23 protein-coding genes are annotated in these 24,036 nt (G+C 63.0%); 10 read left to right on the forward strand and 13 right to left on the reverse strand.

Features of this window, described 5'->3' with window-relative positions; all coding sequences use genetic code 11:
• Positions 1 to 347: 347 nt before the first annotated feature.
• Entirely contained in the window at positions 348 to 2,288 is a 1,941-nt protein-coding gene (locus MF4836_RS26300; protein ID WP_238596212.1) for a BCCT family transporter, read from the forward strand.
• A gap of 242 nt (positions 2,289 to 2,530) precedes the next feature.
• Here the strand turns inward: MF4836_RS26300 and choV are convergent, their stop codons facing one another.
• The 3 genes from choV to MF4836_RS26315 all read right to left on the reverse strand — a co-directional run bounded on the left by choV (position 2,531) and on the right by MF4836_RS26315 (position 5,579).
• Positions 2,531 to 3,709 carry a choline ABC transporter ATP-binding protein gene (gene choV / locus MF4836_RS26305; protein WP_078472771.1) on the reverse strand — a complete coding sequence of 393 codons (1,179 nt, stop codon included), beginning with the start codon at positions 3,707 to 3,709 and terminating at the stop codon, positions 2,531 to 2,533.
• Positions 3,706 to 4,551: a choline ABC transporter permease subunit gene (gene choW / locus MF4836_RS26310; RefSeq protein ID WP_020295350.1), complete on the reverse strand. Its 846-nt coding sequence runs from the start codon at positions 4,549 to 4,551 to the stop codon at positions 3,706 to 3,708. The genes choV and choW overlap by 4 nt, the downstream gene beginning before the upstream one ends.
• A 71-nt stretch (positions 4,552 to 4,622) precedes the next feature.
• The gene (locus MF4836_RS26315) at positions 4,623 to 5,579 is read right to left on the reverse strand and encodes a choline ABC transporter substrate-binding protein (protein ID WP_078472772.1); all 957 of its coding nucleotides are present in this window, start codon (positions 5,577 to 5,579) and stop codon (positions 4,623 to 4,625) included.
• Between the two features lie 430 nt (positions 5,580 to 6,009).
• On the opposite strand from MF4836_RS26315, the gene MF4836_RS26320 reads away from it, so the two are divergent.
• Both MF4836_RS26320 and MF4836_RS26325 read left to right on the forward strand, forming a co-directional pair.
• Positions 6,010 to 7,386 (forward strand): L-serine ammonia-lyase, encoded by a 1,377-nt coding sequence (locus tag MF4836_RS26320; RefSeq protein WP_078472773.1) that lies wholly within the window; start codon positions 6,010 to 6,012, stop codon positions 7,384 to 7,386.
• 448 nt (positions 7,387 to 7,834) lie between these two features.
• Complete coding sequence (locus tag MF4836_RS26325) at positions 7,835 to 8,938, forward strand: GlxA family transcriptional regulator (protein WP_020295353.1); 1,104 nt, start codon at positions 7,835 to 7,837, stop codon at positions 8,936 to 8,938.
• On the opposite strand, the gene aac(6') is transcribed toward MF4836_RS26325, so the two are convergent.
• Both aac(6') and MF4836_RS26335 read right to left on the reverse strand, forming a co-directional pair.
• Positions 8,939 to 9,385, reverse strand: a complete 447-nt coding sequence (gene aac(6'), locus MF4836_RS26330) for an aminoglycoside 6'-N-acetyltransferase (protein WP_078472774.1) — start codon at positions 9,383 to 9,385, stop codon at positions 8,939 to 8,941. It abuts the gene before it with no gap.
• A gap of 66 nt (positions 9,386 to 9,451) precedes the next feature.
• Positions 9,452 to 9,712: a hypothetical protein gene (locus MF4836_RS26335; protein WP_078472775.1), complete on the reverse strand. Its 261-nt coding sequence runs from the start codon at positions 9,710 to 9,712 to the stop codon at positions 9,452 to 9,454.
• Between the two features lie 263 nt (positions 9,713 to 9,975).
• Here MF4836_RS26335 and MF4836_RS26340 point away from each other — a divergent pair, with 263 nt between their 5' ends.
• The gene (locus MF4836_RS26340) at positions 9,976 to 10,404 is read left to right on the forward strand and encodes a DUF4952 domain-containing protein (RefSeq protein ID WP_078472776.1); all 429 of its coding nucleotides are present in this window, start codon (positions 9,976 to 9,978) and stop codon (positions 10,402 to 10,404) included.
• 229 nt (positions 10,405 to 10,633) lie between these two features.
• Here MF4836_RS26340 and MF4836_RS26345 read toward each other — a convergent pair whose 3' ends face one another.
• From MF4836_RS26345 to MF4836_RS26360, 4 genes are all read right to left on the reverse strand, one after another.
• Complete coding sequence (locus MF4836_RS26345; protein ID WP_078472777.1) at positions 10,634 to 11,110, reverse strand: thioesterase family protein; 477 nt, start codon at positions 11,108 to 11,110, stop codon at positions 10,634 to 10,636.
• A 60-nt stretch (positions 11,111 to 11,170) separates the two neighbouring features.
• Complete coding sequence (locus MF4836_RS26350) at positions 11,171 to 12,136, reverse strand: L-carnitine dehydrogenase (RefSeq protein ID WP_078472778.1); 966 nt, start codon at positions 12,134 to 12,136, stop codon at positions 11,171 to 11,173.
• A gap of 60 nt (positions 12,137 to 12,196) precedes the next feature.
• On the reverse strand, positions 12,197 to 13,084 hold the full coding sequence (locus tag MF4836_RS26355) for a 3-keto-5-aminohexanoate cleavage protein (RefSeq protein ID WP_078472779.1): 888 nt from the start codon (positions 13,082 to 13,084) through the stop codon (positions 12,197 to 12,199).
• 87 nt (positions 13,085 to 13,171) lie between these two features.
• Entirely contained in the window at positions 13,172 to 14,116 is a 945-nt protein-coding gene (locus MF4836_RS26360) for a choline ABC transporter substrate-binding protein (protein WP_078472780.1), read from the reverse strand.
• 195 nt (positions 14,117 to 14,311) lie between these two features.
• Here MF4836_RS26360 and MF4836_RS26365 point away from each other — a divergent pair, with 195 nt between their 5' ends.
• The gene (locus MF4836_RS26365; protein ID WP_078472781.1) at positions 14,312 to 15,259 is read left to right on the forward strand and encodes a GlxA family transcriptional regulator; all 948 of its coding nucleotides are present in this window, start codon (positions 14,312 to 14,314) and stop codon (positions 15,257 to 15,259) included.
• A gap of 18 nt (positions 15,260 to 15,277) precedes the next feature.
• Here MF4836_RS26365 and MF4836_RS26370 read toward each other — a convergent pair whose 3' ends face one another.
• The 4 genes from MF4836_RS26370 to MF4836_RS26385 form a co-directional block, all read right to left on the reverse strand.
• Positions 15,278 to 15,694, reverse strand: coding sequence for a DUF3010 family protein (locus MF4836_RS26370; protein WP_078472782.1), 417 nt, complete (start codon positions 15,692 to 15,694; stop codon positions 15,278 to 15,280).
• A 33-nt stretch (positions 15,695 to 15,727) separates the two neighbouring features.
• Complete coding sequence (locus MF4836_RS26375) at positions 15,728 to 16,054, reverse strand: helix-turn-helix domain-containing protein (RefSeq protein WP_078472783.1); 327 nt, start codon at positions 16,052 to 16,054, stop codon at positions 15,728 to 15,730.
• Positions 16,035 to 16,259: a type II toxin-antitoxin system RelE family toxin gene (locus MF4836_RS26380; RefSeq protein WP_238596209.1), complete on the reverse strand. Its 225-nt coding sequence runs from the start codon at positions 16,257 to 16,259 to the stop codon at positions 16,035 to 16,037. The genes MF4836_RS26375 and MF4836_RS26380 overlap by 20 nt, the downstream gene beginning before the upstream one ends.
• A 141-nt stretch (positions 16,260 to 16,400) precedes the next feature.
• Positions 16,401 to 16,802: a lysozyme inhibitor LprI family protein gene (locus MF4836_RS26385; RefSeq protein ID WP_078472784.1), complete on the reverse strand. Its 402-nt coding sequence runs from the start codon at positions 16,800 to 16,802 to the stop codon at positions 16,401 to 16,403.
• Positions 16,803 to 17,039: 237 nt separating this feature from the next.
• Here MF4836_RS26385 and MF4836_RS26395 point away from each other — a divergent pair, with 237 nt between their 5' ends.
• The 5 genes from MF4836_RS26395 to etfA all read left to right on the forward strand — a co-directional run bounded on the left by MF4836_RS26395 (position 17,040) and on the right by etfA (position 24,034).
• Positions 17,040 to 18,017: a dipeptidase gene (locus tag MF4836_RS26395; protein WP_078472786.1), complete on the forward strand. Its 978-nt coding sequence runs from the start codon at positions 17,040 to 17,042 to the stop codon at positions 18,015 to 18,017.
• Between the two features lie 151 nt (positions 18,018 to 18,168).
• The gene (locus tag MF4836_RS26400; protein ID WP_078472787.1) at positions 18,169 to 18,699 is read left to right on the forward strand and encodes a 4-vinyl reductase; all 531 of its coding nucleotides are present in this window, start codon (positions 18,169 to 18,171) and stop codon (positions 18,697 to 18,699) included.
• A 14-nt stretch (positions 18,700 to 18,713) separates the two neighbouring features.
• Positions 18,714 to 20,774 (forward strand): dimethylglycine demethylation protein DgcA, encoded by a 2,061-nt coding sequence (dgcA, locus tag MF4836_RS26405; protein WP_078472788.1) that lies wholly within the window; start codon positions 18,714 to 18,716, stop codon positions 20,772 to 20,774.
• Between the two features lie 96 nt (positions 20,775 to 20,870).
• Positions 20,871 to 22,814: a dimethylglycine demethylation protein DgcB gene (gene dgcB, locus MF4836_RS26410; RefSeq protein WP_078472789.1), complete on the forward strand. Its 1,944-nt coding sequence runs from the start codon at positions 20,871 to 20,873 to the stop codon at positions 22,812 to 22,814.
• Entirely contained in the window at positions 22,814 to 24,034 is a 1,221-nt protein-coding gene (gene etfA / locus MF4836_RS26415; RefSeq protein WP_078472790.1) for an electron transfer flavoprotein subunit alpha, read from the forward strand. The genes dgcB and etfA overlap by 1 nt, the downstream gene beginning before the upstream one ends.
• Positions 24,035 to 24,036 lie beyond the last annotated feature (2 nt).

A 24,036-nucleotide genomic window follows, 5' to 3' on the forward strand; every position in this document is an offset into this window, starting at 1 on the left:
TGCGTGTAGAGGGCGGAAAAACGACCTCCGAAATAGCTCCAAAACTGACAGGTGGCATGGCAAGAACCGGCTGGAAAGGACGTGTTGACGGGGCGGGACGCTCTTGGGGCCAGTGACGAACGAACAGCTCGTGGCAAGCCTTGGATACCGGTGCTCAATGTGACTTCTGCGGTTTCGGTTTTTTTTCGGGGTGTCTTTATATCACCCGCCGGTCGGCTGCCAACTAACCGATTGGTCGGGTATCGCGTTGCCTTGCGTTCTTCTCTCGCACTGCCTGGAGCATCTGTGCCATGAGTTCTGCCTCCCTTATAAAGACCCCACCAGAGAAGGTGCGGGTCAACGGTTGGGTGTTTTACACCTCTACCGCGCTGATTCTGCTGTTGACCGCCATTCTGATCATCGCCCCGAAAGAGGCCGGCAGCATGCTGGGCATTGCCCAGGCCTGGCTGTCCCGCAGCTTCGGCTGGTACTACATGGTGGTGATCGCCGCCTACCTGGTGTTCGTAGTGGGCCTGGCATTTTCGTCCTACGGCAAGCTCAAGCTGGGCAGCAAGGACGACACCCCGGATTTCAGCTACGGCGCTTGGGCCGGCATGCTGTTTTCCTCCGGTATCGGCATCTCGCTGCTGTACTTCGGTGCGTCCGAGCCGCTGGATCACTACTTCAACCCGCCCGAGGGTGTCGCCGGCAGCAACCTGGCCGCGCGCCAGGCGGTGCAGCTGACATTCCTCCACTGGGGCCTGCATGGCTGGGCGATCTATGCCCTGGTCGGGCTGGCCGTGGCCTATTTTGCGTACCGGCACAACCAGCCGCTGGCCTTGCGTTCGGCGCTGTATCCGCTGGTGGGCGAGCGTTGGGTCAAGGGCGCGGCGGGCCACGCGGTGGATGGCTTCGGCATGTTCGTGACCCTGCTGGGGCTGGTGACCAACCTGGGTATCGGCTCGATGCAGGTGTCCTCGGGGTTGGAAAACCTGTTCGGCATGGAGCACAGCAACACCAACCTGCTGATCGTGATCATCGTCATGAGCACCGTGGCCACCATCGCCGCGGTATCGGGTGTGGAAAACGGCATCCGCCGCCTGTCCAACCTGAACATCGTGCTGTTCAGCGGCCTGCTGATTTTCGTGCTGTTGTTCGGCCCGACCCTGCACCTGCTCAACGGTTTTGTGCAGAACATCGGCGACTACCTCAACGGCGTGGTGCTGAAAACCTTCGACCTCTATGTGTATGAGGGCGACAGCGCTAAATCCGATCGCTGGCTGGGCCTGTGGACCCTGTTCTACTGGGCCTGGTGGATTTCCTGGGCACCTTTTGTCGGCATGTTCATCGCGCGTATTTCCCGTGGCCGTACGGTGCGTGAACTGGTGGCGGGCGTATTGCTGATTCCCCTGGGCTTTACCCTGGCGTGGCTGTCGATCTTCGGTAACTCGGCCCTGGACCTGGTGATGAACCATGGGGCGGAGGAGCTTGGAAAGACGGCGCTGGAACAGCCGTCCATGGCCATCTACCAATTGCTGGAGCATTACCCGGCGTCGAAGGTGGTGATCGGTGTATCGATTTTCGTCGGCTTCGTGCTGTTCCTGACCCCGGCCGACTCCGGCGCGGTGATGATGGCCAACCTGTCCTGCAAAGGCGGCAATGTTGACGAAGACGCGCCGCACTGGCTGCGGATCTTCTGGTCGGCGGTGATCACCCTGGTGACCATCGGCCTGCTGTTCGCCGGCAACTTCGAAGCCATGCAAACCATGGTGGTGCTGGCGGGGCTGCCGTTCTCGGTGGTGCTGATCTTCTTCATGTTCGGCTTGCACAAGGCCATGCGCCAGGACGTGCAGATCGAACAGGAGCAGGCGCAACTGGCGGAACGTGGGCGTCGTGGCTTCAGCGAGCGCCTGACCGCCCTGGACCTGCAACCGACCCAGTCGGTGGTCCAGCGGTTCATGGACAAGAAAGTCACCCCGGCCCTGGAAGAAGCCGCGCAATTGCTGCGTGCTCAGGGTCTGGACGTGCAGACCCTGCTGGGCAAATCCAAGCGCTGCATGGGCGTGCGGATCGAGATGGAAGAGGGCAACCCGTTTGTCTACGAGGTGAGCCTGGATGGCTACCTGGCCACGCCGAGCGAGTCCACCGAGGCCGAGGAAGAGCGCACGCGCTACTACCGCGCCGAGGTTTACCTGCACAACGGCAGCCAGGAATACGACCTGATGGGCTTCACCCCGGAGCAGATCACCCGGGACGTGCTCGATCAGTTTGAAAGCCATCGGCAGCTCCTTGGCCGTGTCTATAGCTGAGGGTTGAAAAGGGCGGTGCGAGCCTGTGGCGAGGGCGCTTGCTCCCGCTGGGTGGCACCGCCACCCCGATGACTGCAATCGGGCTCCAGCAGTCGGATCGCGGAGCCGGGCTTTACGGCTGCTTCGCCCCGGGACGCCGGACGCCCGAACGGGAGCAAGCTCCCTCGCCACACACACACACACACTCAGTGCTGCATCAATGAAAACGCCGCGATCCTCGCGGCGTTTTCATGTCCGGGGGATTACCCCAGGTTCTTGCCCAGCAACGCATGGTAGAGCTCGCTGTCGCCAAGGATCCCCACCACTTTGTTGTTGTCGTGCAGCACCAGTTTGTTGCCGGTCTGGTAGCGGATCTGCAAGGCGTCGCGCATGCCGATATTGGAGTCCACCAGGGTCGGCCGACGTTCCAGGCCTTCCACCGCCTGGCCGGGTGCCCAGTTCTGCAGGTCGAGGCTGGCGCCGTTCTGGCGTGCGCCCTTGATGGTGTTGCCTTCGGCCAGGTCGAGCCAGGAGTCGCCGCCCGGATCGAGGCATACCGAACCGTTGATGCGTTTGCAGTTGTCCAGGGTGCGCATCAGGCTGCGCCCGCAGAGCACGTTCAGCGGGTTGGTGTGGGCAACGAACGTACGCACATAGTCGTCGGCCGGGTTGAGCACGATCTGCTCCGGCTTGCTGTACTGGATGATCCGCCCGTCTTTCATGATGGCGATGCGGCTGCCCAGCTTCAGCGCTTCGTCGAGGTCGTGGCTGACGAAGACGATGGTCTTGCTCAGCTTGCGTTGCAGTTCCAGCAACTCGTCCTGCAGGCCCTGGCGAATCAGCGGGTCGAGGGCCGAGAAGGGTTCGTCCATCAGCAGGATATCGGCGTCCATCGCCAGGGCGCGGGCCAGGCCCACACGCTGTTGCATGCCGCCGGAGAGCTCATCGGGCTTCTTGTTGCGCCATTGGGTCAGGCCCACCAGTTCGAGCTTCTCCTCCACCAGCTTGCGCCGTTCCTTTTCCGGGCGGCCCTGCATTTCCAGGCCGAAGCTGATGTTCTCGCGCACCGTCAGCCAGGGCATCAGGGCGAACTTCTGGAACACCATGGCGATGCGCTTGGTGCGCATCATCTTCAGTTCGGCGGCGGTGCAGGCGGCGATGTCGATCTGTTTGCCTTCGTGCTCGACGAACAGGTGCCCACGGCTGACGGTGTTCAAGCCGTTGATGCAGCGCAGCAAGCTGGATTTGCCGGAGCCGGAGAGGCCCATCAGCACGCAGATCTCGCCTTTTTCCACATCGAGGCTGGCTTTTTCCACGCCGACGATCTGGCCGGTCTTTTTCAGGATCTCGTTGCGGGTCATGCCCTGGTCCAGCAGTTTCAGGGCCTCGCGGGGATCTTTGGAGAAGATAACGTCTACGTTATCGAAGCGAATAATGCTCATGCGTCGCTCCCTACTTTGGCGTCGGGTTGTTTGCAGATCCGGTCGAGCATGATCGCCAGCAGCACAATGGCCAGCCCGGCTTCGAAGCCCAGGGCGATATCGGCGGTGTTGAGTGCGTTGACCACCGGCTTGCCCAGGCCATCGGCGCCGACCAGGGCGGCGATCACCACCATCGACAGCGAGAGCATGATGCACTGGGTGATCCCGGCGGCGATGCTCGGCATGGCGTGGGGCAATTCGATACGCGACAGCAACTGGCGACGCGAGCAGCCAAAGGCCTTGCCGGCGTCCATCAGCTCTTGCGGGACATCGCGGATACCCAGGTAGGTCAGGCGGATCGGCGCGGCAATCGCGAACACCACCGTGGAAATCAGCCCGGGCACCACCCCCAGACCGAACAGGGTCAGGGTAGGAATGAGGTAGACGAAGGTCGGTACGGTCTGCATCAGATCGAGTACCGGACGCATCATGGTGTAGAACATCGGCTTGTGCGCGGCGACGATGCCCAACGGCACGCCGATGACCACGCAGACCAGGGTGGCGAACAGCACCTGGGCCAGGGTTTCCATGGTTTCCTGCCAATAGCCCAGGTTCAGGATCAGCAGAAACGACAGCACTACAAAGGCGGTCAGGCCCCATTTGCGTTGAATGACGTGCGCGAGCAAGGCGATCAGCCCGATCAATGCCAGCGGGTTGAACCAGGTCAGCGCAAACGTCACGCCGTGGATCATCGTTTCCAGGGTCGTGGCGATCGCATCGAATGTGCTGGCGCCGTGTTGCGTCAACCATTCAACGAAGGCAGCGATGTACTGGCCTAGAGGGATTTTATGATCAGTCAGCATGGTAGTGAACGTCCGCATGCAAGGAAAAAACAGCCCGGGCGGAACTGGCCCGCCCGGCGTAAGCGAGTGACTTAGTTAGCAGCCTGCGCAAGCTTGGCCTTGACCGCCTCAAGGCCGGGTTTGCCATCAATGGTGGTGACTCCGGCGAGCCAGGTATCCAGCACTTGCGGGTTGTTTTTCAGCCAGGCCTTGGCGGCCACATCCGGCTTCATTTTGTCGTCCAGCACGTTGCCCATCAGGGTGCTTTCCATGTTCAGGGTGAACGAGAGGTTCTTCAGCAACTGGCCGACGTTGCTGCATTCCTGGGCGTAACCCTTGCGCGTGTTGGTGTAGATGGTGGCCTGGCCGAAGTTGGGGCCGAAGAACTCGTCACCCCCGGTGAGGTACTTCATCTTGAAACGGGTGTTCATCGGGTGCGGTTCCCAGCCCAGGAATACCACGGCGGTGTTGCGCCGCTGGGCACGATCGACCTGGGACAGCATGCCGGCTTCGCTGGACTCGACCACCTTGAACCCGGCGTCCTTGAGGCCGAAGGCGTTCTTGTCGATCATGCTCTGGATCAGGCGATTGCCGTCGTTGCCGGGCTCGATCCCGTAGATCTTGCCGTCCAGCTCCTTCTTGAATTTGGCGATGTCGGCGAAATCCTTGAGCCCCTTGTTGTACAGCTCTTCCGGGACCGCCAGGGTGTACTTGGCGTTCTCCAGGTTGGCGCGCAGGGTGTCGACGGTGCCGGCATCACGGTAGGCCTTGATGTCGTTTTCCATGGTCGGCATCCAGTTGCCGAGGAACACGTCCATGTTCTTGCCGTCGGCCAGGGACTTGTAGGTCACCGGTACGGAAATCATCGTGGTCTTGGTTTTGTAGCCCAGTGCATCGAGAACCACGCTGGTGGTGGCGGTGGTCACGGTGATGTCGGTCCAGCCAACATCGGAGAAGTTAACGGTACTGCATTGCGCCGGTTCTGCGGCTTGTGCCAGAAGCGGCAGACTCAGCATGGCGGCCAACAACAACGAGGGGGAACCTTTCATCGGGGGGGACTCCTGGGTGTCTTCTTTTTGGCGGCGTTCTTACCGCACTTATAAGCGTGGCGGTTGGGGCGCGTGGGACAGCTGTGCCACGGTGCCTTGCAATCGAGTCGAGACTGATCATGTACCAGTGAAAATCTGACGCCTACAGGGTGCGTCGTATCCAGTACAGGGAGGGTCGCATCCAGTGTCAGTGAGGTCGTTTACAGCTTTTTTCAGGACTTTTTGCCGCTCTGCACCGCAAAAAGCGGCCAAAACCCTTGGTTCTCGGGTTGCGGCGTTGCTGGGCATGGGTGAGTCGGTGTCAGACGTCGAGCACCGTGGAAAAAGCCTGATGATGCGCCCATCTCGGCGGATTGCAGCTTGAGCGTAGCAGCTCCGTCAGCGGGCGCCGCGCCGCCCGGAGTGTGCTCATTCGAGGAGTTTTGCTGTCATGGCTATCAGTGTTTTCGACCTGTTCAAAATCGGCATCGGTCCTTCCAGTTCCCACACCGTCGGCCCCATGCGCGCCGCCGCCTTGTTCGTGCAATCGCTCAGGGAAAAGCAGCTACTGGAGCAGGTGCAACGGGTCGAGGTGCAACTCTTTGGTTCGCTGTCGGCCACCGGTATCGGCCACGGCAGCGACAACGCGGTGATCATGGGCCTGATGGGCGAGTGGCCGGACGCGATCGACCCGTCGCAGATCGGTCCGCGCATCGACCGGCTGCGTGAAACCCAGACCCTGCTGCTGGACGGCCGCCTGCCGATCCCCTTTATCTGGGCCCGGGACATGCAGCTGATCGACGAAAACCTGCCGTTCCACCCCAATGCCATGACCCTGGTCGCGATCGGCGCAAACGCCGAGGTGCATCGCGACACCTACTATTCGGTCGGCGGCGGGTTTGTCGTCGACCAGGCCCAGGCCAGCAGCGGCGTGGTCGACCTGGATCGCACCGAATTGCCCTACGACTTCTCCAGCGCGGTGGAGCTGCTGAGCCTGTGCCAGACCCACAACCTGCGGGTCGCGGAACTGATGATGGCCAATGAAAAAGTCTGGCGCTCAGAGGAGGAAATTCGCAGTGGCCTGCTGACCCTCTGGCGGGCCATGCAGGACTGCGTCGAGCAGGGCCTCAAGCACGAAGGCATCCTGCCCGGCGGGCTGAATGTGCGGCGCCGTGCGGCGCGCCTGCACCGCAGCTTGCAGGAACTGAACAAGCCCAACGTCATTGGCTCGACCCTGTCGGCCATGGAGTGGGTCAACCTGTTCGCCCTGGCAGTCAACGAAGAGAACGCTGCCGGCGGGCGCATGGTCACCGCACCCACCAACGGCGCGGCCGGGATCATCCCGGCGGTGCTGCACTACTTTATGAAGTTCAGCGAAGTGGTGACCGAGGCCAACGTGGTCGACTATTTCCTCGGCGCGGCGGCGGTGGGCATCCTCTGTAAAAAGAATGCGTCGATCTCGGGGGCCGAAGTCGGTTGCCAGGGCGAAGTCGGTTCGGCCTGCGCCATGGCGGCGGCCGGGTTGGCGGAGATCCTCGGCGCGACCCCGGAGCAATTGTGCAACGCCGCTGAAATTGGCCTGGAGCACAACCTCGGCCTGACCTGCGACCCGGTCGGCGGCCTGGTGCAGGTGCCGTGCATCGAGCGCAACGCGATTGCCGCGGTCAAGGCGATCAATGCCGCGCAAATGGCCCTGCGCGGCGACGGCCAGCACTTTATCTCCCTGGACCGGGTGATCCGCACCATGCGCGATACCGGCGCCGACATGCACGACAAATACAAGGAGACCTCGCGCGGTGGCCTGGCGGTGAGTGCGGTGGAGTGCTGAGTCAGGCACATGCTCATTTTTCCGCCGCTCGCCGCTGCGCGCTAAAGGAACACGCCACCCACACCGCGCCACCTTTTAGCGCGTCGCAAACAGATAAGCCCCTTTCCCGGGGCCGGAATCCAATCCGGCCCTGACCGCCTGTCACCCGTGCTTGTGGTGACACTCCCCGCCAGGGCTCCGCGACGCAGTTCCCACAAGTGCTACCGAACTGCTCACAGGCCCCCGGGCGAGGGCGCCGGGGGCAATTGCCGGTGCTTATAACCCCCACTGCGCGCGTGGCTTATATAGACACCCCGCCATGTCGTTTTCAGGAGTTATTGAATGGCCATTCAACTTTAGGCATGGCAATTGCTCTGTCATGACAAAGCCCTTCTCTGCAAGAGAATGATGGCAATAACAAGAGCCTCCGCCTGAGGCCATCACCCGCTTTGTGTGAGGAGATACCGCGATGACGTCGTTCAACTCCGGGGCTCAACCCCAGAACCGTGCGCCTCAATCCATCGGCTTTTTGCTGCTGGACAATTTCACGCTGATTTCTCTGGCCTCCGCAGTCGAACCGCTGCGCATGGCCAACCAGCTGTCCGGTCGCGAGCTGTATCGCTGGACCACCCTCAGCGTCGATGGCGGGCAAGTCTGGGCCAGCGATGGCCTGCAGATCACCCCCGACGCCTCCATGCACAAAGCGCCCGTCCTCGACACCGTGATTGTCTGCGGCGGCATTGGTATCCAGCGCACCGTAACCCGTGAACACGTGTCCTGGCTGCAAAGCCAGGCCCGCCAGTCACGACGCCTGGGTGCGGTGTGCACCGGCAGCTGGGCCCTGGCGTGCGCCGGCCTGCTCGACGGTTTCGATTGCAGCGTGCACTGGGAATGTCTGGCGTCGATGCAGGAAGCCTTTCCCCGGGTCGCCATGAGCACCCGCCTGTTTACCCTCGACCGCAACCGCTTCACCAGCTCCGGTGGCACCGCGCCGCTGGACATGATGCTGCACTTGATCAGCCGCGATCATGGCCGTGAACTGTCCGCCGCGATCTCGGAAATGTTCGTCTACGAACGCATCCGCAACGAGCAGGATCACCAGCGCGTGCCGCTCAAGCACATGCTCGGCACCAACCAGCCGAAGCTGCAGGAAATCGTTGCGTTGATGGAAGCCAACCTCGAAGAGCCGATCGATCTCGACGAGCTGGCAGTGTACGTCGCTGTTTCGCGGCGTCAGCTGGAGCGGCTGTTCCAGAAGTACCTGCACTGTTCGCCGTCGCGCTATTACCTCAAGCTGCGGCTGATCCGCGCCCGGCAACTGCTCAAGCAGACGCCGATGTCGATCATCGAAGTGGCGTCGGTCTGCGGTTTTGTCTCCACGCCGCATTTCTCCAAGTGCTACCGCGAATACTTCGGCATTCCGCCGCGGGATGAGCGCGTCGGTTCCAACACCACCCAGCAGGTAGCGATGATGCCGATCCCCCAGGCGCTGGTGCTGGCGCCACTCTCGGGCCCGCTGTCGGCCCTGAGCCAGGCGCGCAACGAGTCGACATTCGCCAGCGTGCGCCTGTAGTCACAGCGTTTTCTTGAAGTACACGACGCGCTCGGTTTCCTCGAAACCGAGCGCCTTGTGCACGGTCTGGCTCAACAGGTTTTCCAGGCCGGTATCCGACGCCATTTCCCCGCAGCCCTGATCCCGTCCCCATTGGGCGACGGCGTCGATCAATTGCTCGGCAATCCCCTGGCGCCGCTGTTCGGCGACCACATACAAGCCTTCCAGAAACACCACCGGCGAATGTTCGGTGCCATTCACGTAATCGCGGCGCAGCGAGGCTTCGGCCAGGCCCGCGGGTTGGCCATCGGCGGTGTAGGCGAGCAGGTTGATATAGCGCCGTGGGTCACTCAGCAAATCAGTGATTTCGTCCAGGTGCTCCTGGCGCGAACTGTCCGGCCAGAGCGCCTGGCGCAACTCCAGCCAGCCCGGTTGTCGGGCTGACTGACAGGGTTCGATTCGCGGCATGGGGCGGGTTCCAGAGGGCTGAAAGGACCCGCACTCTACACCCTCGGATCCTTTGCCGGCGACGGCTCAGGCGTGGCTGTTGCGGTACTGGGCCAGGGCCGGCAGCAACTGTTGGTCGATGGCCTGGCGCACGGCCGGAAGAATGGTCGCGTTGCCGGTCAGCATCTGCTCGACCATGCCCTTGAGCGCCCGGACCCGCGCATCGCTCAAGCCGCGCACCGCGTACTCACACGCCTGGTCGGCGGTGGCGCCAGCCGGCATCTCGAAACCCAGGGCCCGGAGTTGGCCGAGCAGGTCATCCTGATCAATCAGATCCGCGTGCATCATGACTCTTATCCTTATTCAGGGAGCGGGGTGGTGGATCGATTCTGGTAGGCCGCCCGGGAGTCGGCAAGGGCAAATCGTCGCCATGGCCCGTTTACCTATGAACAGGTCGTTTTCGACTAAGTGCAGTCCCCGGGCCTGATTTCCAGGGCGCCGCCTGCGTCGCAGATAACTCATCACCGGTCCTGGCGCCCAAGGTATTCTGCACCGGCGGTCGGTGTTCGACAGGGACGGCCGCTCACTTGGAAACCAAGGAGCTGTAGTCGATGAAAGTGCTGTTCAGAGGGACTCTGGCCGGTGTGTTGTGGCTGTTTTCCAGCGGAGCCTGGGCTGCTCCGGAGTGTGCCGACTTTCTTCGGGCCAGCGCCGATCCACCCCAGGTCCTCGAGTTTGTCGAGTGTAAATACACGCCGCAGCAGCAAGGCGCGCCGCTGACCGCGACCTATCGCGTCGAAGGCCGGCATGCCCAAGAGGTGGAGAGCTATTTGCGGCTCCTCTCGGGGGAGACAAATTACTTGAAGTTTGTCTGCTGTGGCTGGGAAACAACGCGTATGACCTACTACCTGGATCGAAGAGCCGGCCGCACCTATCAACTCAGCATGGGGTCCGAAGAGACGCCCCATAACCGCCGGGAGCGGTGGCACAAGATCGGCTATTTCTATGTGACGGTGGTGCTGTATACCGAGGACGTCTGAAGCTCGCCCAGTGGCCCATTTACCTATGAACAGGTCGCATTCAGCTAACCAGCGCCAGGGCCGAGCAGGCAGACTGAACCCCAGCTGATGTCACGACGGTTTGGTCACCCTCTTACTACAGCTCCTTGGCAAAGCACTCCCTGCCTCGATCCTGTCACGGCTTGATCGGGGCTTTTTTTGTCTGCGCGAAAAGGCGCTGCTCGAGCGTCGGGCAATTCGGCGCCCGGGTTCATTTTTCCGCCGGCAAGGCCATGACCCGCCCCTGATACGCCGGGGCCGGCAGTTCCAACTGCTCGGCAGCAATGGCTTGCAGGCGTTCCAGTACAGCCTCGCTGAACGGTGTCGAGCGTGGGCCGGCTAGGTCGACATGCAGCAGCATCTGCTCGTTGCCGGCCAGCATCTGCGGGTCACCGACCTGATGCAGGCTGTGGTAGAGGTGCAGGCGTTTGCGGTCGTGAGCGATCAGTTGGGTGTGCACCTCGACCTGGGTGCCGAGTTTCACTTCATGCAGGTAATTCAGATGCAGCTCCAGGGTGAACAGCGAGTGGCCGCTGGCTTCGCGGTTCTCGCTGTCCAGGCCCAGGCGGTCCATCAGGGCGTCGGTGGCGTAGCTGAAAATCAGCAGGTAAAAGGCGTCGCGCAGATGGCCGTTGTAGTCGACCCACTCAGGCAGGACGGGGGTGCTGTAGGTGAGCAGTGCGGGCATGGGCTGGGTTCCAGGGGGCGAAGAAAATCGGGCGAGGCGCAGCGGCCTCGCCACGTCGGGTCAGTCGCTGAAGTTCATGCCGTGCTTGGCCTTGGTGGTCTTGACCGCATCGAGTACCGCCAGCAGGCAATCATCACGATAGCGCTCCAGGGCCGAAATGCTGCGTTCGCCCAACTGCTCACTGGTGCCTTGCACCACGTCGTCAATCAACTTGTCGGTCAGTGGCGGGGCGGGCAGGTAGGTCCAGGGCAGTTGCAGCGCCGGCCCGAACTGGGCCATGAAGTGGCGCATGCCGGCATCGCCACCCGCCAGGGTATAGGTGAGGAAGGTGCCCATGAACGACCAGCGCAGGCCGGCGCCGAAGCGGATCGCGTCGTCGATTTCACCCGTGGTGGCCACGCCGTCATTGACCAGGTGCAGCGCCTCGCGCCACAGGGCTTCCAACAGGCGGTCGGCGATAAATCCCGGGACCTCCTTGCGCACATGCAGCGGGCGCATGCCCAGGGATTCATAGACCCGCATTGCCGCCTGCACCGCCTCGGGCGCAGTGTGTTTGCCGCCCACCACTTCCACCAGCGGCAGCAGGTACACCGGGTTGAAGGGGTGGCCGACCACGCAGCGTTCCGGGTGGGTCGCGCCTTCGTAGAATTCGCTGGGCAGCAGCCCCGAGGTGCTGGAGCCGATCAGTGCATCGGGCTTGGCTGCGGCGCTGATCTGGCTATGCAGCTGCAACTTCAGCTCCAGGCGCTCCGGGGCGCTTTCCTGGATGAAGTCGGCGTCCTTCACGCACTCCTCAATGGTGGCGACAAAACGCAGGCGCTGTTGCGCGGCGCCCGGTGCCAGGCCTTGTTGCTCCAGGGCGCCCCAGGCATTGGCCACCCGTTGCCGCAGGGCTGCTTCGGCGCCGGGGGCCGGGTCCCAGGCCACCACGTCCAGGCCGTGGGCCAGGGCGCGAGCCACCCAGCCGCTGCCGATGACACCGCTGCCCAGGGCGGCGAAGGTTTTGATGTCGGTGATAAATCGCATGGCAAATTCCTGAAAAAAGGGTGCGAGGGGCTGTGCAAGCCGGTTTTGTCGGGAGGCGGGTCAGCGGCGCTGGGTCAGGCCCATCTTGGCCCGCCCTTCGGCCGGGGTCAGGACCCGTGCGCCGGGGCGGCTGAGGATTTGCGTGGCGCGCTCCACCAGTTGGCCGTTGGTCGCCAGCACGCCTTTGTCCAGCCAGAGGTTGTCCTCCAGCCCGACCCGCACATTGCCGCCCAGCAACACCGCCTGCGCGGCCATTGGCATTTGCATGCGGCCGATGCCGAAACCGGCCCACACCGCATCGGCCGGCAGGTTGTCGACCATGGCCTTCATGGTGGTGGTGTCGGCCGGGGCGCCCCAGGGGATGCCCAGGCACAGCTGGAACAGCGGGTTGTCCAGCAGGCCTTCCTTGATCATCTGCTTGGCGAACCACAGGTGCCCGGTGTCGAAGATTTCCAGTTCGGCCTTCACCCCCAGTTCCTGGATGCGCCTGGCGCCGGCCCGCAGCTGCGCCGGGGTGGAAACGTAAATGGTGTCGCCGTCGCCGAAGTTCAGGGTGCCGCAGTCCAGGGTGCAGATTTCCGGCAGCAGCGCCTCGACGTGGGCCAGGCGCGTCAGTGGGCCCACCAGGTCGGTGTTAGGGCCGAACTCCATGGGGTTTTCCCCGGCGCCGATCTCCAGGTCGCCGCCCATGCCGGCGGTGAGGTTGACGATGATGTCGATGTCCGCCTCGCGAATGCGCTCCATGACTTCGCGGTACAGCGCCACGTCACGGCTGAACTTGCCGCTCTGTGGGTCGCGCACGTGGCAATGGACCACGGTGGCGCCGGCCTTGGCCGCTTCCACCGCCGCGGCGGCGATCTGCTTGGGGGTGACCGGGACGTGGGGGCTCCTGGCGGTCGTGTCGCCAGCACCGGTGAGTGCGCAGGTGATGATGACGTCGTGGTTCATGGTGCGGGTTCCTTGCAGGCGTGATGTGTGGGCGTGACGCTGCCGTTCGCAGCCGGGAAGCGGCTGCGAGGTGGCGGGGCATCGGGGTTATTGGCTGGTCAGTTGCAGGTGCTGGTCGGCGGGCTTGCCATCGAAGGTGGTGACGCCTTCAAGCCAGCGTTGCTGGTCCTGCGGATGGTCCTTGAGCCATTGCTTGGCCGACTCCAGGGCGTCCTTGTGGTCGAGCAGCGGTTGCATCATGCGGCTCTCGTCTTCGGCGCTGAAGGTCAGGTTGCTCAGCAGCCGGCTGACGTTCGGGCATTGTTCGGCGTAGTTCGGCGCGGTCACGGTCCAGACCGTGGCCATGCCTTCGTTCGGGCCCAGGGCATCGTCGCTGCCGGTGAGGTAGGTCATCTTCTGGTTGACGTTCATCGGGTGCGGCGCCCAGCCGAAGAAGACGATGGCTTCGTTGCGTTTCACCGCGCGGGTCACCGCCGACAGCATCCCGGCTTCACTGGACTCCACCAGTTGGAACTTGCCGAGGCCGAACTGATTCTTGGCAATCATGTCCTTGATCTGGGTATTGGCCCCCGAGCCGGGCTCGATGCCGTAGATCTTGCCGCCCAGCTCTTTTTCGAAACGGGCGATGTCGGCGAAGGTTTTCAGCCCCTTGTCCGCCAGGTAAGTGGGCACCGCCAGGGTCGCGCGGGCGTCCTTGAGGCTGGGTTCGGCCAGGACCTTGACCTGCTTGGCCTCGACGAAGGGGGCGATGGTCTGGGTCATCAGCGGGTTCCAGTAGCCGAGGAACAGATCCAGGCGCTGGTCGCGGATGCCGGCGAAGATGATTTGCTGGGACGCGCTGGTCTGTTTGGTCTTGTAGCCGAGGCCGTCGAGCAGCACTTGGGTCATGGCGCTGGTGGCGATGACGTCGGTCCAGTTGACCACGCCCAGGCGCACGTTTTGGCAACTGGCGGCGTCCGCGGCAATGGCGCCGGAACTCAGGAAAGCGGTACCGCTGAGTGCAAGAACACAGCTGCTGATCAGTCGTTTCATGGAGGTTCCCTCGGCAGGTCGTTATTGTGGGTTCCGGGGTCTTTGTGCGCCGGTAATGCCAAGGTACGCAGCTGCTGCCCAGGGAAAGCGCACAGCGGCGACCCGCTCTTGCACTGCAGCGACCTGGACCCTTGTCGGGGGCCGGCAATTGGCGTATCACAGGCCCCCACGCCACCCGTCTTGCGAGTGCGTTTCATGCCCCAGGAGTTTTACTTTCTGCTGATGCCGGGCTTCTCCGCTATTGGCTTTATTTCCGCCATCGAGCCGCTGCGGGTGGCCAACCGCTTTCGCGGCGAGCTGTATCGCTGGCACGTGCTGAGCGCAGACGGCGGGGCGGTGCTGGCCAGCAATGGCATGTCGGTCAATGCCGATGCGGCGCTGGAACCCTTGAAAAAGGGCGCAACGCTGTGGGTGGTGGCCGGTTTCGAGCCGTTGAAGTCGCTGACCGCGCCTCTGGTGCACTGGTTGCGCCGTCTCGACCTGGAAGGCGTGACGTTGGGCGGGATCGATACCGGCAGCGTGGTCCTGGCCGAAGCCGGCCTGCTGGAAGGCCATCGCCTGACCCTGCATTGGGAAGCCATCGAGGCGTTCAAGGAGTCTTATCCACAGCTGTGGGTGACCCAGGAGCTGTTCGAAATCGACCGACGGCGCATCACCTCGGCGGGCGGCACCGCGTCCATCGACATGATGCTCGACCTGATTGGCCAGGCCCATGGCGCGCCGCTGGCGGTCCAGGTCAGTGAGCAGTTCGTGCTTGGCCGCATCCGCCCGCGCCAGGATCACCAGCGCATGGAGGTCGCCAGCCGCTACGGCATCAGCAATCGGAAGCTGGTGCAGGTGATTGGCGAAATGGAGCAACACAGCGAACCGCCGCTGAGCACCCTGGCCCTGGCTGAATCAATCAACGTCACCCGCAGGCAACTGGAGCGCCTGTTTCGCCTGCATCTCAACGACACACCGAGCAACTTCTACCTCGGCCTGCGCCTGGATAAGGCGCGGCAACTGCTGCGCCAGACCGATCTCAGCGTGCTGGAAGTCAGCATCGCCTGCGGTTTTGAATCCCCGTCCTACTTCACCCGCAGTTACCGCGCCAGGTTTGCCAAGTGCCCGCGCGAGGATCGGCGACAACACCAGAGCGCATAACGCCAACACGCCAAACCTTTATTTTTTCAGGAGGGCCGAGCAGGCGGCTTTGTAGGCTTCGTGCTGGTATTTGTTGAGGGTGCCTGGCAGCTCGAAGCTGTGCTTCTTGTTCTGCGCGTTGATGGTCTGCGGCGAGAGCAGGGTCACGTCGCAGTTTTCCAGCAGCTGAAACACGCCTTCGATCTTGAAGGTGGTCGGGCCGCCGGCGAATTCGCCTTTTTTGCTGCGCTTCTTGATGGCGATGCGGCTGATGCCGTTGTCACGGACAAAGGCCGCCACCTGGGCAGCAAAGGCTTTGACGTTGGCCGCTTCATCGTCGTCTTCGAGGGCGATTTTCTTGGTGGCGATGGCCACGTGCTGCAGGGCGTCGCCCTGCAGGGAGGCGATGGCGAAGATGGCTTCGCTGCCTTTGATTTCGATGCCACAGATGCTCATGAGCGTTCCTTTGATCCGGTAATGGCGTGCAGCTTACAGCTCCAGCTGGTCGGCGCGAATGCCAAAGGCCCGGGCAATTTTCTCGCGGGTGGCGCGGCGCGGCTTGGCGACGCTTTCCTGCTGGGCGAAGGCCGGCTGGGAAATGCCCAGGCGCTGGGCGACTTCATCCTGGGTCAGGTGCAGGTGTTCGCGCCAGGCACGGATCGGCGTGGCGCCGTCGACGATACGGCTGACCACATCATGGGGAATCGGCTCGGCGCTGTTGTACCGGGCCAGGTACTGGGCATAGGGAATGACCACGAACGCCGGCTTGCCGTCCGTGTCGTTGATGATCTGAATATCAGTAGGTGCGTTCGTCACGTCTTTTGACCTCTTGGATACTGATCACGTGAATCGCGCCGTCCCAATCGAACAACACTCGGTAATGACCGACGCGCAGTCGATAGGCGTAGCCGTGACCGGTCAATGCCCTGACCTGAGCCACATCGGGCATGTCGGCCAACAGGCTGAGGGCATCGCGGACTTGAACCTGATGTTCGCGTTGCAGCCTGAGCAGCTGCTTCACGGCCTAGCGGGTCCACTGGATACTGTTCATGGTAAAAATAAGCTTTTTATAAGGTAACTCAATATTTGCTTATAAAAGCTGTGTCGCCAAGCCTTGAACCTTCACTGAATGTTGCCGCCCGCAGGGCTTTGTCGTCGCGGTTCACTCCTGGGCAATCGACTCCAGAAACTCCGACCGTTCATCGCTCATGCGCGCCATGCAGTCGTTCTGGGCAATGGTGTAGGCCTTGCTGCCCGGCTTGGCGGGGAAGCTTTCCACGGCGCAATCGGCTTCGCGCTGTTTTTGCCACAGTTGCTGGGCGTTGTTGAGCTTGCCGGTGATGTCGGCGAGCTTGGCCTTGTCGCTGCCGTACAGGTTGGCGAAGCGTTCCAGCAGGCCCTGGACGTTGTCCTTGAGCAGCTGTTCGGCGGTGGTGCGGTTGTAGGTCGCGCATTCCAGGGTCTGCACGTCGTTTTCGACGGCATCGCAGGGCGAGTTGTCAGCTTCTTCAGCCGCCTGTACGCCGGTCGCCATCAGTGCCAAAGCGAGGAAGATCGATTTCATTGCGTCGCCGCCCCTAAATCCAGTGAAGCATCCAGTAAAGCGGCGGATTCTGGCGCAAGCGCCGGGCAAAGAACAGATGACGCCGATGCCCGGCTGCCGACCCTTTGTCGCGCCTTGACGCTTTCGGCAATTCCCCTGTCGCTTTTGCATCCGGCTCCCTTGCCCACGCGGCATATGCTGGCCCCAAAGCGCCGGCAGACGATTCGGCGCATGAATCGCCAATAAGGGGACAGCCTGATGAGCCCAGCCGAACTGCACGCCGACAGCATCGTTATCGACGGGCTGATCATTGCCAAGTGGAACCGCGAGCTGTTTGAGGACATGCGCAAGGGCGGCCTGACCGCAGCCAACTGCACTGTGTCGGTGTGGGAAGGGTTCCAGGCCACCATCGACAGCATCTGCAAAAGCCAGAAGCTGATGCGCGAAAACAGTGACCTGGTGATGCCGGTCCGCAGCACCGCCGATATCCGCAAGGCCAAGGAGCAGGGCAAGACCGGCATCCTCTTCGGTTTCCAGAATGCCCATGCCTATGAAGACCAGATCGGCTATGTCGAGGTGTTCAAGCAGCTGGGCGTGGGCATTGTGCAGATGTGCTACAACACCCAGAACCTGGTGGGCACCGGCTGTTATGAGCGTGATGGCGGGCTCTCGGGTTTCGGTCGCGAAATCGTGGCCGAGATGAATCGCGTCGGGGTCATGTGCGACCTGTCCCACGTCGGTTCCAAGACGTCCGAGGAAGTCATCCTCGAATCGAAGAAACCCGTCTGCTACTCCCACTGCCTGCCGTCGGGCCTCAAGGAACACCCGCGCAACAAGTCCGATGCGGAGCTGAAGTTCATCGCCGATCACGGTGGTTTCGTCGGCGTGACCATGTTTGCACCGTTCCTGGCCAAGGGCATCGACTCGACCATCGACGACTACGCCGAAGCCATCGAATACACCATGAATCTGGTGGGCGAAGACGCCATCGGCATCGGCACCGACTTCACCCAGGGCCATGGCCAGGACTTCTTCGAGTACCTGACCCACGACAAGGGCTACGCCCGCCGCCTGACCAGCTTCGGCAAGATCATCAACCCCCTGGGGATCCGCACCGTGGGCGAGTTTCCCAACCTCACCGAGACCCTGCTCAAGCGCGGCCACCCCGAGCGTGTGGTGCGCAAGATCATGGGCGAGAACTGGGTCAATGTCCTGAAGGACGTCTGGGGCGAATGAATGCCTGCGGAGCCTACTCCGCTCGCCGATAGCGGCGTCAGGTCCTCGACGTGCTCGCTACGGCTCCAAAGTCATTCACACGGCTTGTTTATTAGAGCAAGGCAAAAGCTTTGCTAAGCACTGAAAACGAATTTTCTGGAGTTAAGTTTCCATGGCCAAAATCGCCCCGCAATTGCCCATCGAAGTCGACAGCGAGACCGGTGTCTGGACCTCCGATGCCCTGCCGATGCTCTACGTGCCACGGCACTTCTTCGTCAACAACCATATGGGCATCGAAGACGTGCTGGGGGCCGAGGCTTACGCCGAGATCCTGTACAAGGCCGGCTACAAATCCGCCTGGCACTGGTGCGAGAAAGAAGCCGAATGCCACGGCCTGGAAGGCGTGGCGGTGTTCGAGCACTACATGAAGCGCCTGTCGCAGCGCGGCTGGGGCCTGTTCAAGATCCAGGACATCGACCTGGATCAAGGCACCGCCAGCGTCAAGCTCGAGCACTCGGCGTTCGTCTACGTCTACGGCAAGGTCGGGCGCAAGGTCGACTACATGTTCACCGGCTGGTTCGCCGGCGCCATGGACCAGATCCTCCAAGCCCGGGGCAGTTCGATCCGGACCGTGGCGGAGCAGGTCTACGGTGGCTCCGAAGAAGGCCACGACGACGGCCTGTTCATCGTCAAACCGTTGTAGGCGGAGTTTAGAAAATGGCTTTCGAAGCGATGTTCCAGCCGATCCAGATCGGCAAACTGACCATCCGCAACCGTGTGCTGAGCACCGCGCACGCCGAGGTCTATGCCACCGATGGCGGCATGACCACCGACCGTTATGTGAAGTACTACGAAGAGAAAGCCAAGGGCGGCATCGGCCTGGCGATCTGCGGCGGCTCCTCGGTGGTGGCCATCGACAGCCCGCAGGAGTGGTGGGCCTCGGTCAACCTGGCCACCGACCGCATCATTCCGCACTTCCAGAACCTGGCCGATGCCATGCACAAGCATGGCGCCAAGATCATGATCCAGATTACCCACATGGGTCGTCGCTCACGCTGGGATGGCTTCAACTGGCCGACCCTGATGTCGCCATCCGGTGTGCGCGAGCCGGTGCACCGCGCCACCTGCAAGACCATTGAACCGGAAGAAATCTGGCGCGTGATCGGCAACTACGCCCAGGCCGCGCGCCGGGCCAAGGCCGGTGGCCTGGATGGCGTCGAGCTGTCGGCGGTGCACCAGCACATGATCGACCAGTTCTGGAGCCCGCGTGTCAACAAACGCACCGACGAATGGGGCGGCAGTTTTGAGGGCCGGATGAAGTTCGGCCTGGAAGTGCTCAAGGCGGTGCGTGCCGAAGTCGGTGACGATTTCTGCGTCGGCATACGCCTGTGCGGTGATGAATTCCACCCGGACGGCCTGTCCCACGAGGACATGAAGCAGATCGCCAAGTACTACGACGACACCGGCATGCTCGACTTTATCGGTGTGGTGGGCTCGGGGTGCGACACCCACAACACCCTGGCCAACGTCATTCCCAACATGAGTTACCCACCGGAGCCTTTCCTGCACCTGGCGGCCGGGATCAAGGAAGTGGTCAAGGTCCCGGTGCTGCACGCGCAGAACATCAAGGACCCGAACCAGGCCACGCGCATTCTCGAAGGCGGTTACGTCGACATGGTCGGCATGACCCGTGCGCACATCGCTGACCCGCACCTGATCGCCAAGATCAAGATGGGCCAGATCGACCAGATCAAGCAGTGCGTCGGTGCCAACTACTGCATCGATCGCCAGTACCAGGGGCTGGATGTGCTGTGCATCCAGAACGCCGCGACCTCCCGTGAATACATGGGCGTGCCGCACATCATCGAGAAGAGCACCGGGGTCAAGCGCAAGGTGGTGGTGGTCGGAGCCGGCCCGGCGGGGATGGAAGCCGCGCGAGTGGCCGCCGAGCGCGGGCATGACGTGACCCTGATCGAGAAAAAGGACGCCATCGGCGGGCAGATCACCACGGCCTCCAAGGCGCCGCAACGAGACCAGATCGCCGGTATCACCCGCTGGTATCAGCTGGAGCTGGCGCGCCTGAAAGTCGACCTGCGCCTGGGCACCGCGGCCGACATCGCGACCATCCTCGACCTGCGTCCGGACATCGTGGTGCTGGCGGTGGGCGGGCACCCGAACCTGGAGCAGAACGAACACTGGGGCGCTGCCGAAGGCCTGGTGGTCAGCAGCTGGGACGTGCTCGATGGCAAGGTGGCGCCGGGCAAGAATGTGCTGGTCTACGACACCATCTGCGAATTCACCGGTATGTCGGTGGCCGATTTCCTGGCCGACAAAGGCAGCCAGGTCGAAATCGTCACCGACGACATCAAGCCTGGGGTGGCGATTGGCGGGACGTCGTTCCCGACCTACTACCGCAGCATGTACCCCAAGGAAGTGATCATGACTGGCGACATGATGCTGGAGAAGGTCTACCGCGAGGGCGACAAGCTGATTGCCGTGCTGGAAAACGAATACACCGGGGCCAAGGAAGAGCGGGTGGTGGACCAGGTGGTGGTGGAGAACGGCGTGCGCCCGGATGAAGAGCTGTATTACGGGCTCAAGCAAGACTCGCGCAACAAGGGCCAGATCGATGTCGAGGCGCTGTTCGCGATCAAGCCGCAACCGTGCCTGGGCGAGCCGGGCGAGGGTTTCCTGCTGTTCCGGATCGGCGACTGCGTGGCTCAGCGCAATACCCATGCCGCCATCTATGACGCCCTGCGCTTGTGCAAGGATTTTTAACAACAGTTGCTGATAGGAGCCGGCTTGTTGTGGCGAGGGAGCCAGCTCCCTCGCCTCACCCGCCAGCTCCGACAAGATCCTTGCGGGAGCTTCACCATGCTCAACGTCATTATTCCCATCCTGCTCTTCTCCGCCCTGGGCCTTGCAGTCCTCGGCGCGCTGCGGCGTGCATCCCTTTGGCGCCGGGGGCGAGCCTCCAAGGTTGACCTGCTCGGCGGCCTGCTGGCCATGCCCAGGCGCTATATGGTCGACCTGCACCACGTGGTGGCGCGGGACAAATACATCGCCAATACCCACGTGGCCACGGCCGGCGGCGCGGTGGCGTCGATTGTGCTGGCGCTGCTGGTGCACGGTTTCGGCCTGCACAACCGCATCCTCGGCTACGCCTTGCTGTTGATGACGGCGGTGATGTTCGTCGGCGCGGTCTTTGTCTTCCTGCGCCGGCGCAACCCGCCCGCGCGCTTGTCCAAAGGCCCGTGGATGCGCCTGCCGAAAAGCCTGCTGGCGTTCTCGGCCTCGTTCTTTGTCCTGACCCTGCCGGTGGCGGGCATCCTGCCGGAAGATTTCGGTGGCTGGGTGCTGGCGCTGATCCTCGCGGTCGGTGTGCTGTGGGGCGTGTCCGAGCTGTTCTTCGGCATGACCTGGGGTGGGCCGATGAAGCACGCCTTCGCCGGTGCCCTGCACCTGGCCTGGCATCGCCGCGCCGAGCGTTTTGGCGGCGGTCGCTCCACCGGGCTCAAGCCCCTGGACCTGAGCGACCGCTCGGCGCCTTTGGGGGTGGAAAAACCCAAGGATTTCACCTGGAACCAACTGCTGGGTTTTGACGCCTGCGTGCAGTGCGGCAAATGCGAAGCGGCCTGCCCGGCGTTCGCCGCCGGCCAGCCGCTGAACCCGAAAAAGCTGATTCAGGACATGGTGGTCGGCCTCGCCGGAGGCACCGACGCCCAGTTCGCCGGCAGCCCTTACCCTGGCAAACCGATTGGCGAGCATGGCGGTAATCCCCATCAACCGATCGTCAACGGCCTGGTGGACGCCGAGACCCTGTGGTCCTGCACCACCTGCCGCGCTTGTGTCGAGGAATGCCCGATGATGATCGAGCACGTCGATGCCATCGTCGACATGCGGCGGCACCTGACCCTGGAAAAAGGCGCGACCCCGAACAAGGGCGCCGAAGTCCTGGAAAACCTGATTGCCACCGACAACCCCGGCGGCTTCAACCCCGGGGGGCGGATGAACTGGGCAGCGGACCTGAACCTGACCCTGCTCAGCGAAAAGAAAACCACCGACGTGCTGTTCTGGGTCGGCGACGGCGCCTTCGACATGCGCAACCAGCGCACCCTGCGTGCGTTCGTCAAAGTGCTGAAGGCGGCCGGCGTCGACTTTGCCGTGCTCGGCCTCGAAGAACGGGACAGCGGCGACGTGGCCCGGCGCCTGGGGGATGAAGCGACCTTCCAGCTACTGGCCAGGCGCAATATCCAGACCCTGGCCCAGTACAGCTTCAAGCGCATCGTCACCTGCGACCCCCACAGCTTCCATGTGCTGAAGAACGAATACGGCGCATTTGGCGGGAACTATCAGGTGCAGCACCACAGCACTTATCTGGCTCAGATCATTGGCGAGGGGGCCTTGAACCTCGGCCAGCACAAGGGCAGCAGCGTGACCTATCACGACCCGTGCTACCTGGGCCGTTACAACGGCGAATACGAGGCTCCGCGCCAGGTGCTGCGTGCCCTGGGGATCGAGGTCAAAGAGATGCAGCGCTCGGGTTTCCGCTCCCGCTGCTGCGGTGGTGGCGGCGGTGCGCCGATTACCGACATCCCTGGCAAGCAGCGTATCCCCGATATGCGCATGGAGGACATCCGCGAAACCGGCGCCGAGCTGGTGGCGGTGGGTTGTCCACAGTGCACGGCGATGCTCGAAGGGGTGGTCGAGCCCCGGCCGCAGATCAAGGACATTGCCGAGCTGGTGGCCGATGCCCTGCTCGAAGAACCGGCGCCAGGCAAGGCTCCGGCCAAGCGCGAACCTGCGGAGGTGCACTGATGAGCGACATTATTCGCCGCGACCGACGGGCCGAGTGGATCGCCCGTAACCGCCTGCACCCGCTGCATGCCGCCATGCAACCGCTGACCCACAGCTGGATGGGGCCCAATGGCCTGCTGCGCAAGAATCCCCATGGCCAGGGTTTTATCGGCCCCAACGGGATCAAGCGCATCGACCGCAGCGGTGCCCAGCAGGGCGGCATGAGCAAGCGCAGCGCCGTGGTCGAGGTGCAACTGCCGCTGCATCAGGTGCCGCAACCGGCGTTTTACATCGGCGTGGTGCCGGACATGGTCGGTGGCCGTCTCGGCAGCCACGACCGCGACCTGCTGGGCCTGGCCCGCCAGTTGGCCGGCCAGGACGGCGCGGTGCTGGCGGTGGTGTTTGGCGAGCACAAGGAAACCGCCTTCGCCCAGGCCGGCGTCGATCGCCTGCTGGTGCTGCAAGGTCATGAGTTCGAAGGTTATGCACCGGAGCAACGGGTCCAGGGCCTGCGGGCTGTGGATAACCAGTTCAGCCCGCGCCATTGGCTGCTGCCTGACAGCCGCAGCGGCGGCGCCGAATTGGGCCGGCGCTTTGCCGCGGCCCTGGGCGAGCGCCCGGCGACCCGTGTCTGGCAGGTCAAGGACGGGCAGTGCATCGGACGTGCCGGTGCCGGCTTGCAGGATCTGGCCCGGCCTCTCGCACGGCTGATCCTGGGCGCCGTCGAATGCGCCGAGCCGGTCAGCGAAACCCGGCATGAAGCGCTGCCCGTGGAGTTATCCACAAGCGTTGCCCGCAGCCTGGCGCGGATCGAAGACCTGGGCGCGGTGGCGGTGGACCCGGCCGCCATTCCCATGGCCGAAGCCGAGTTCATCTTCTCCGGCGGCAACGGGGTCAAGGACTGGGCACTGTTTCACCAGACCGCTGCTGCCCTGGGTGCCACTGAAGGCGCGTCGCGGGTGGCGGTGGACGATGGTTTCATGGCCCGGGACCGGCAGGTCGGGGCATCCGGCACCTGGGTCACGGCGCGGGTGTATGTCGCGGTGGGGATTTCCGGGGCGATCCAGCACCTGCAGGGCATCGGTGCCTGCGACAAGGTGGTGGCGATCAACCTCGACCCCGGTTGCGACATGATCAAGCGTGCCGACCTGTCGGTGATTGGCGAGAGCGCCGAGATTCTTCAAGCCTTGATCGCGGCGGTAGCGGCTTACCGCAACGGCGCCAAGCGCGACGCGGCTTAAGG

The organism is Pseudomonas sp. MF4836 (genome assembly GCF_002018875.1).
Taxonomy (GTDB): domain Bacteria; phylum Pseudomonadota; class Gammaproteobacteria; order Pseudomonadales; family Pseudomonadaceae; genus Aquipseudomonas.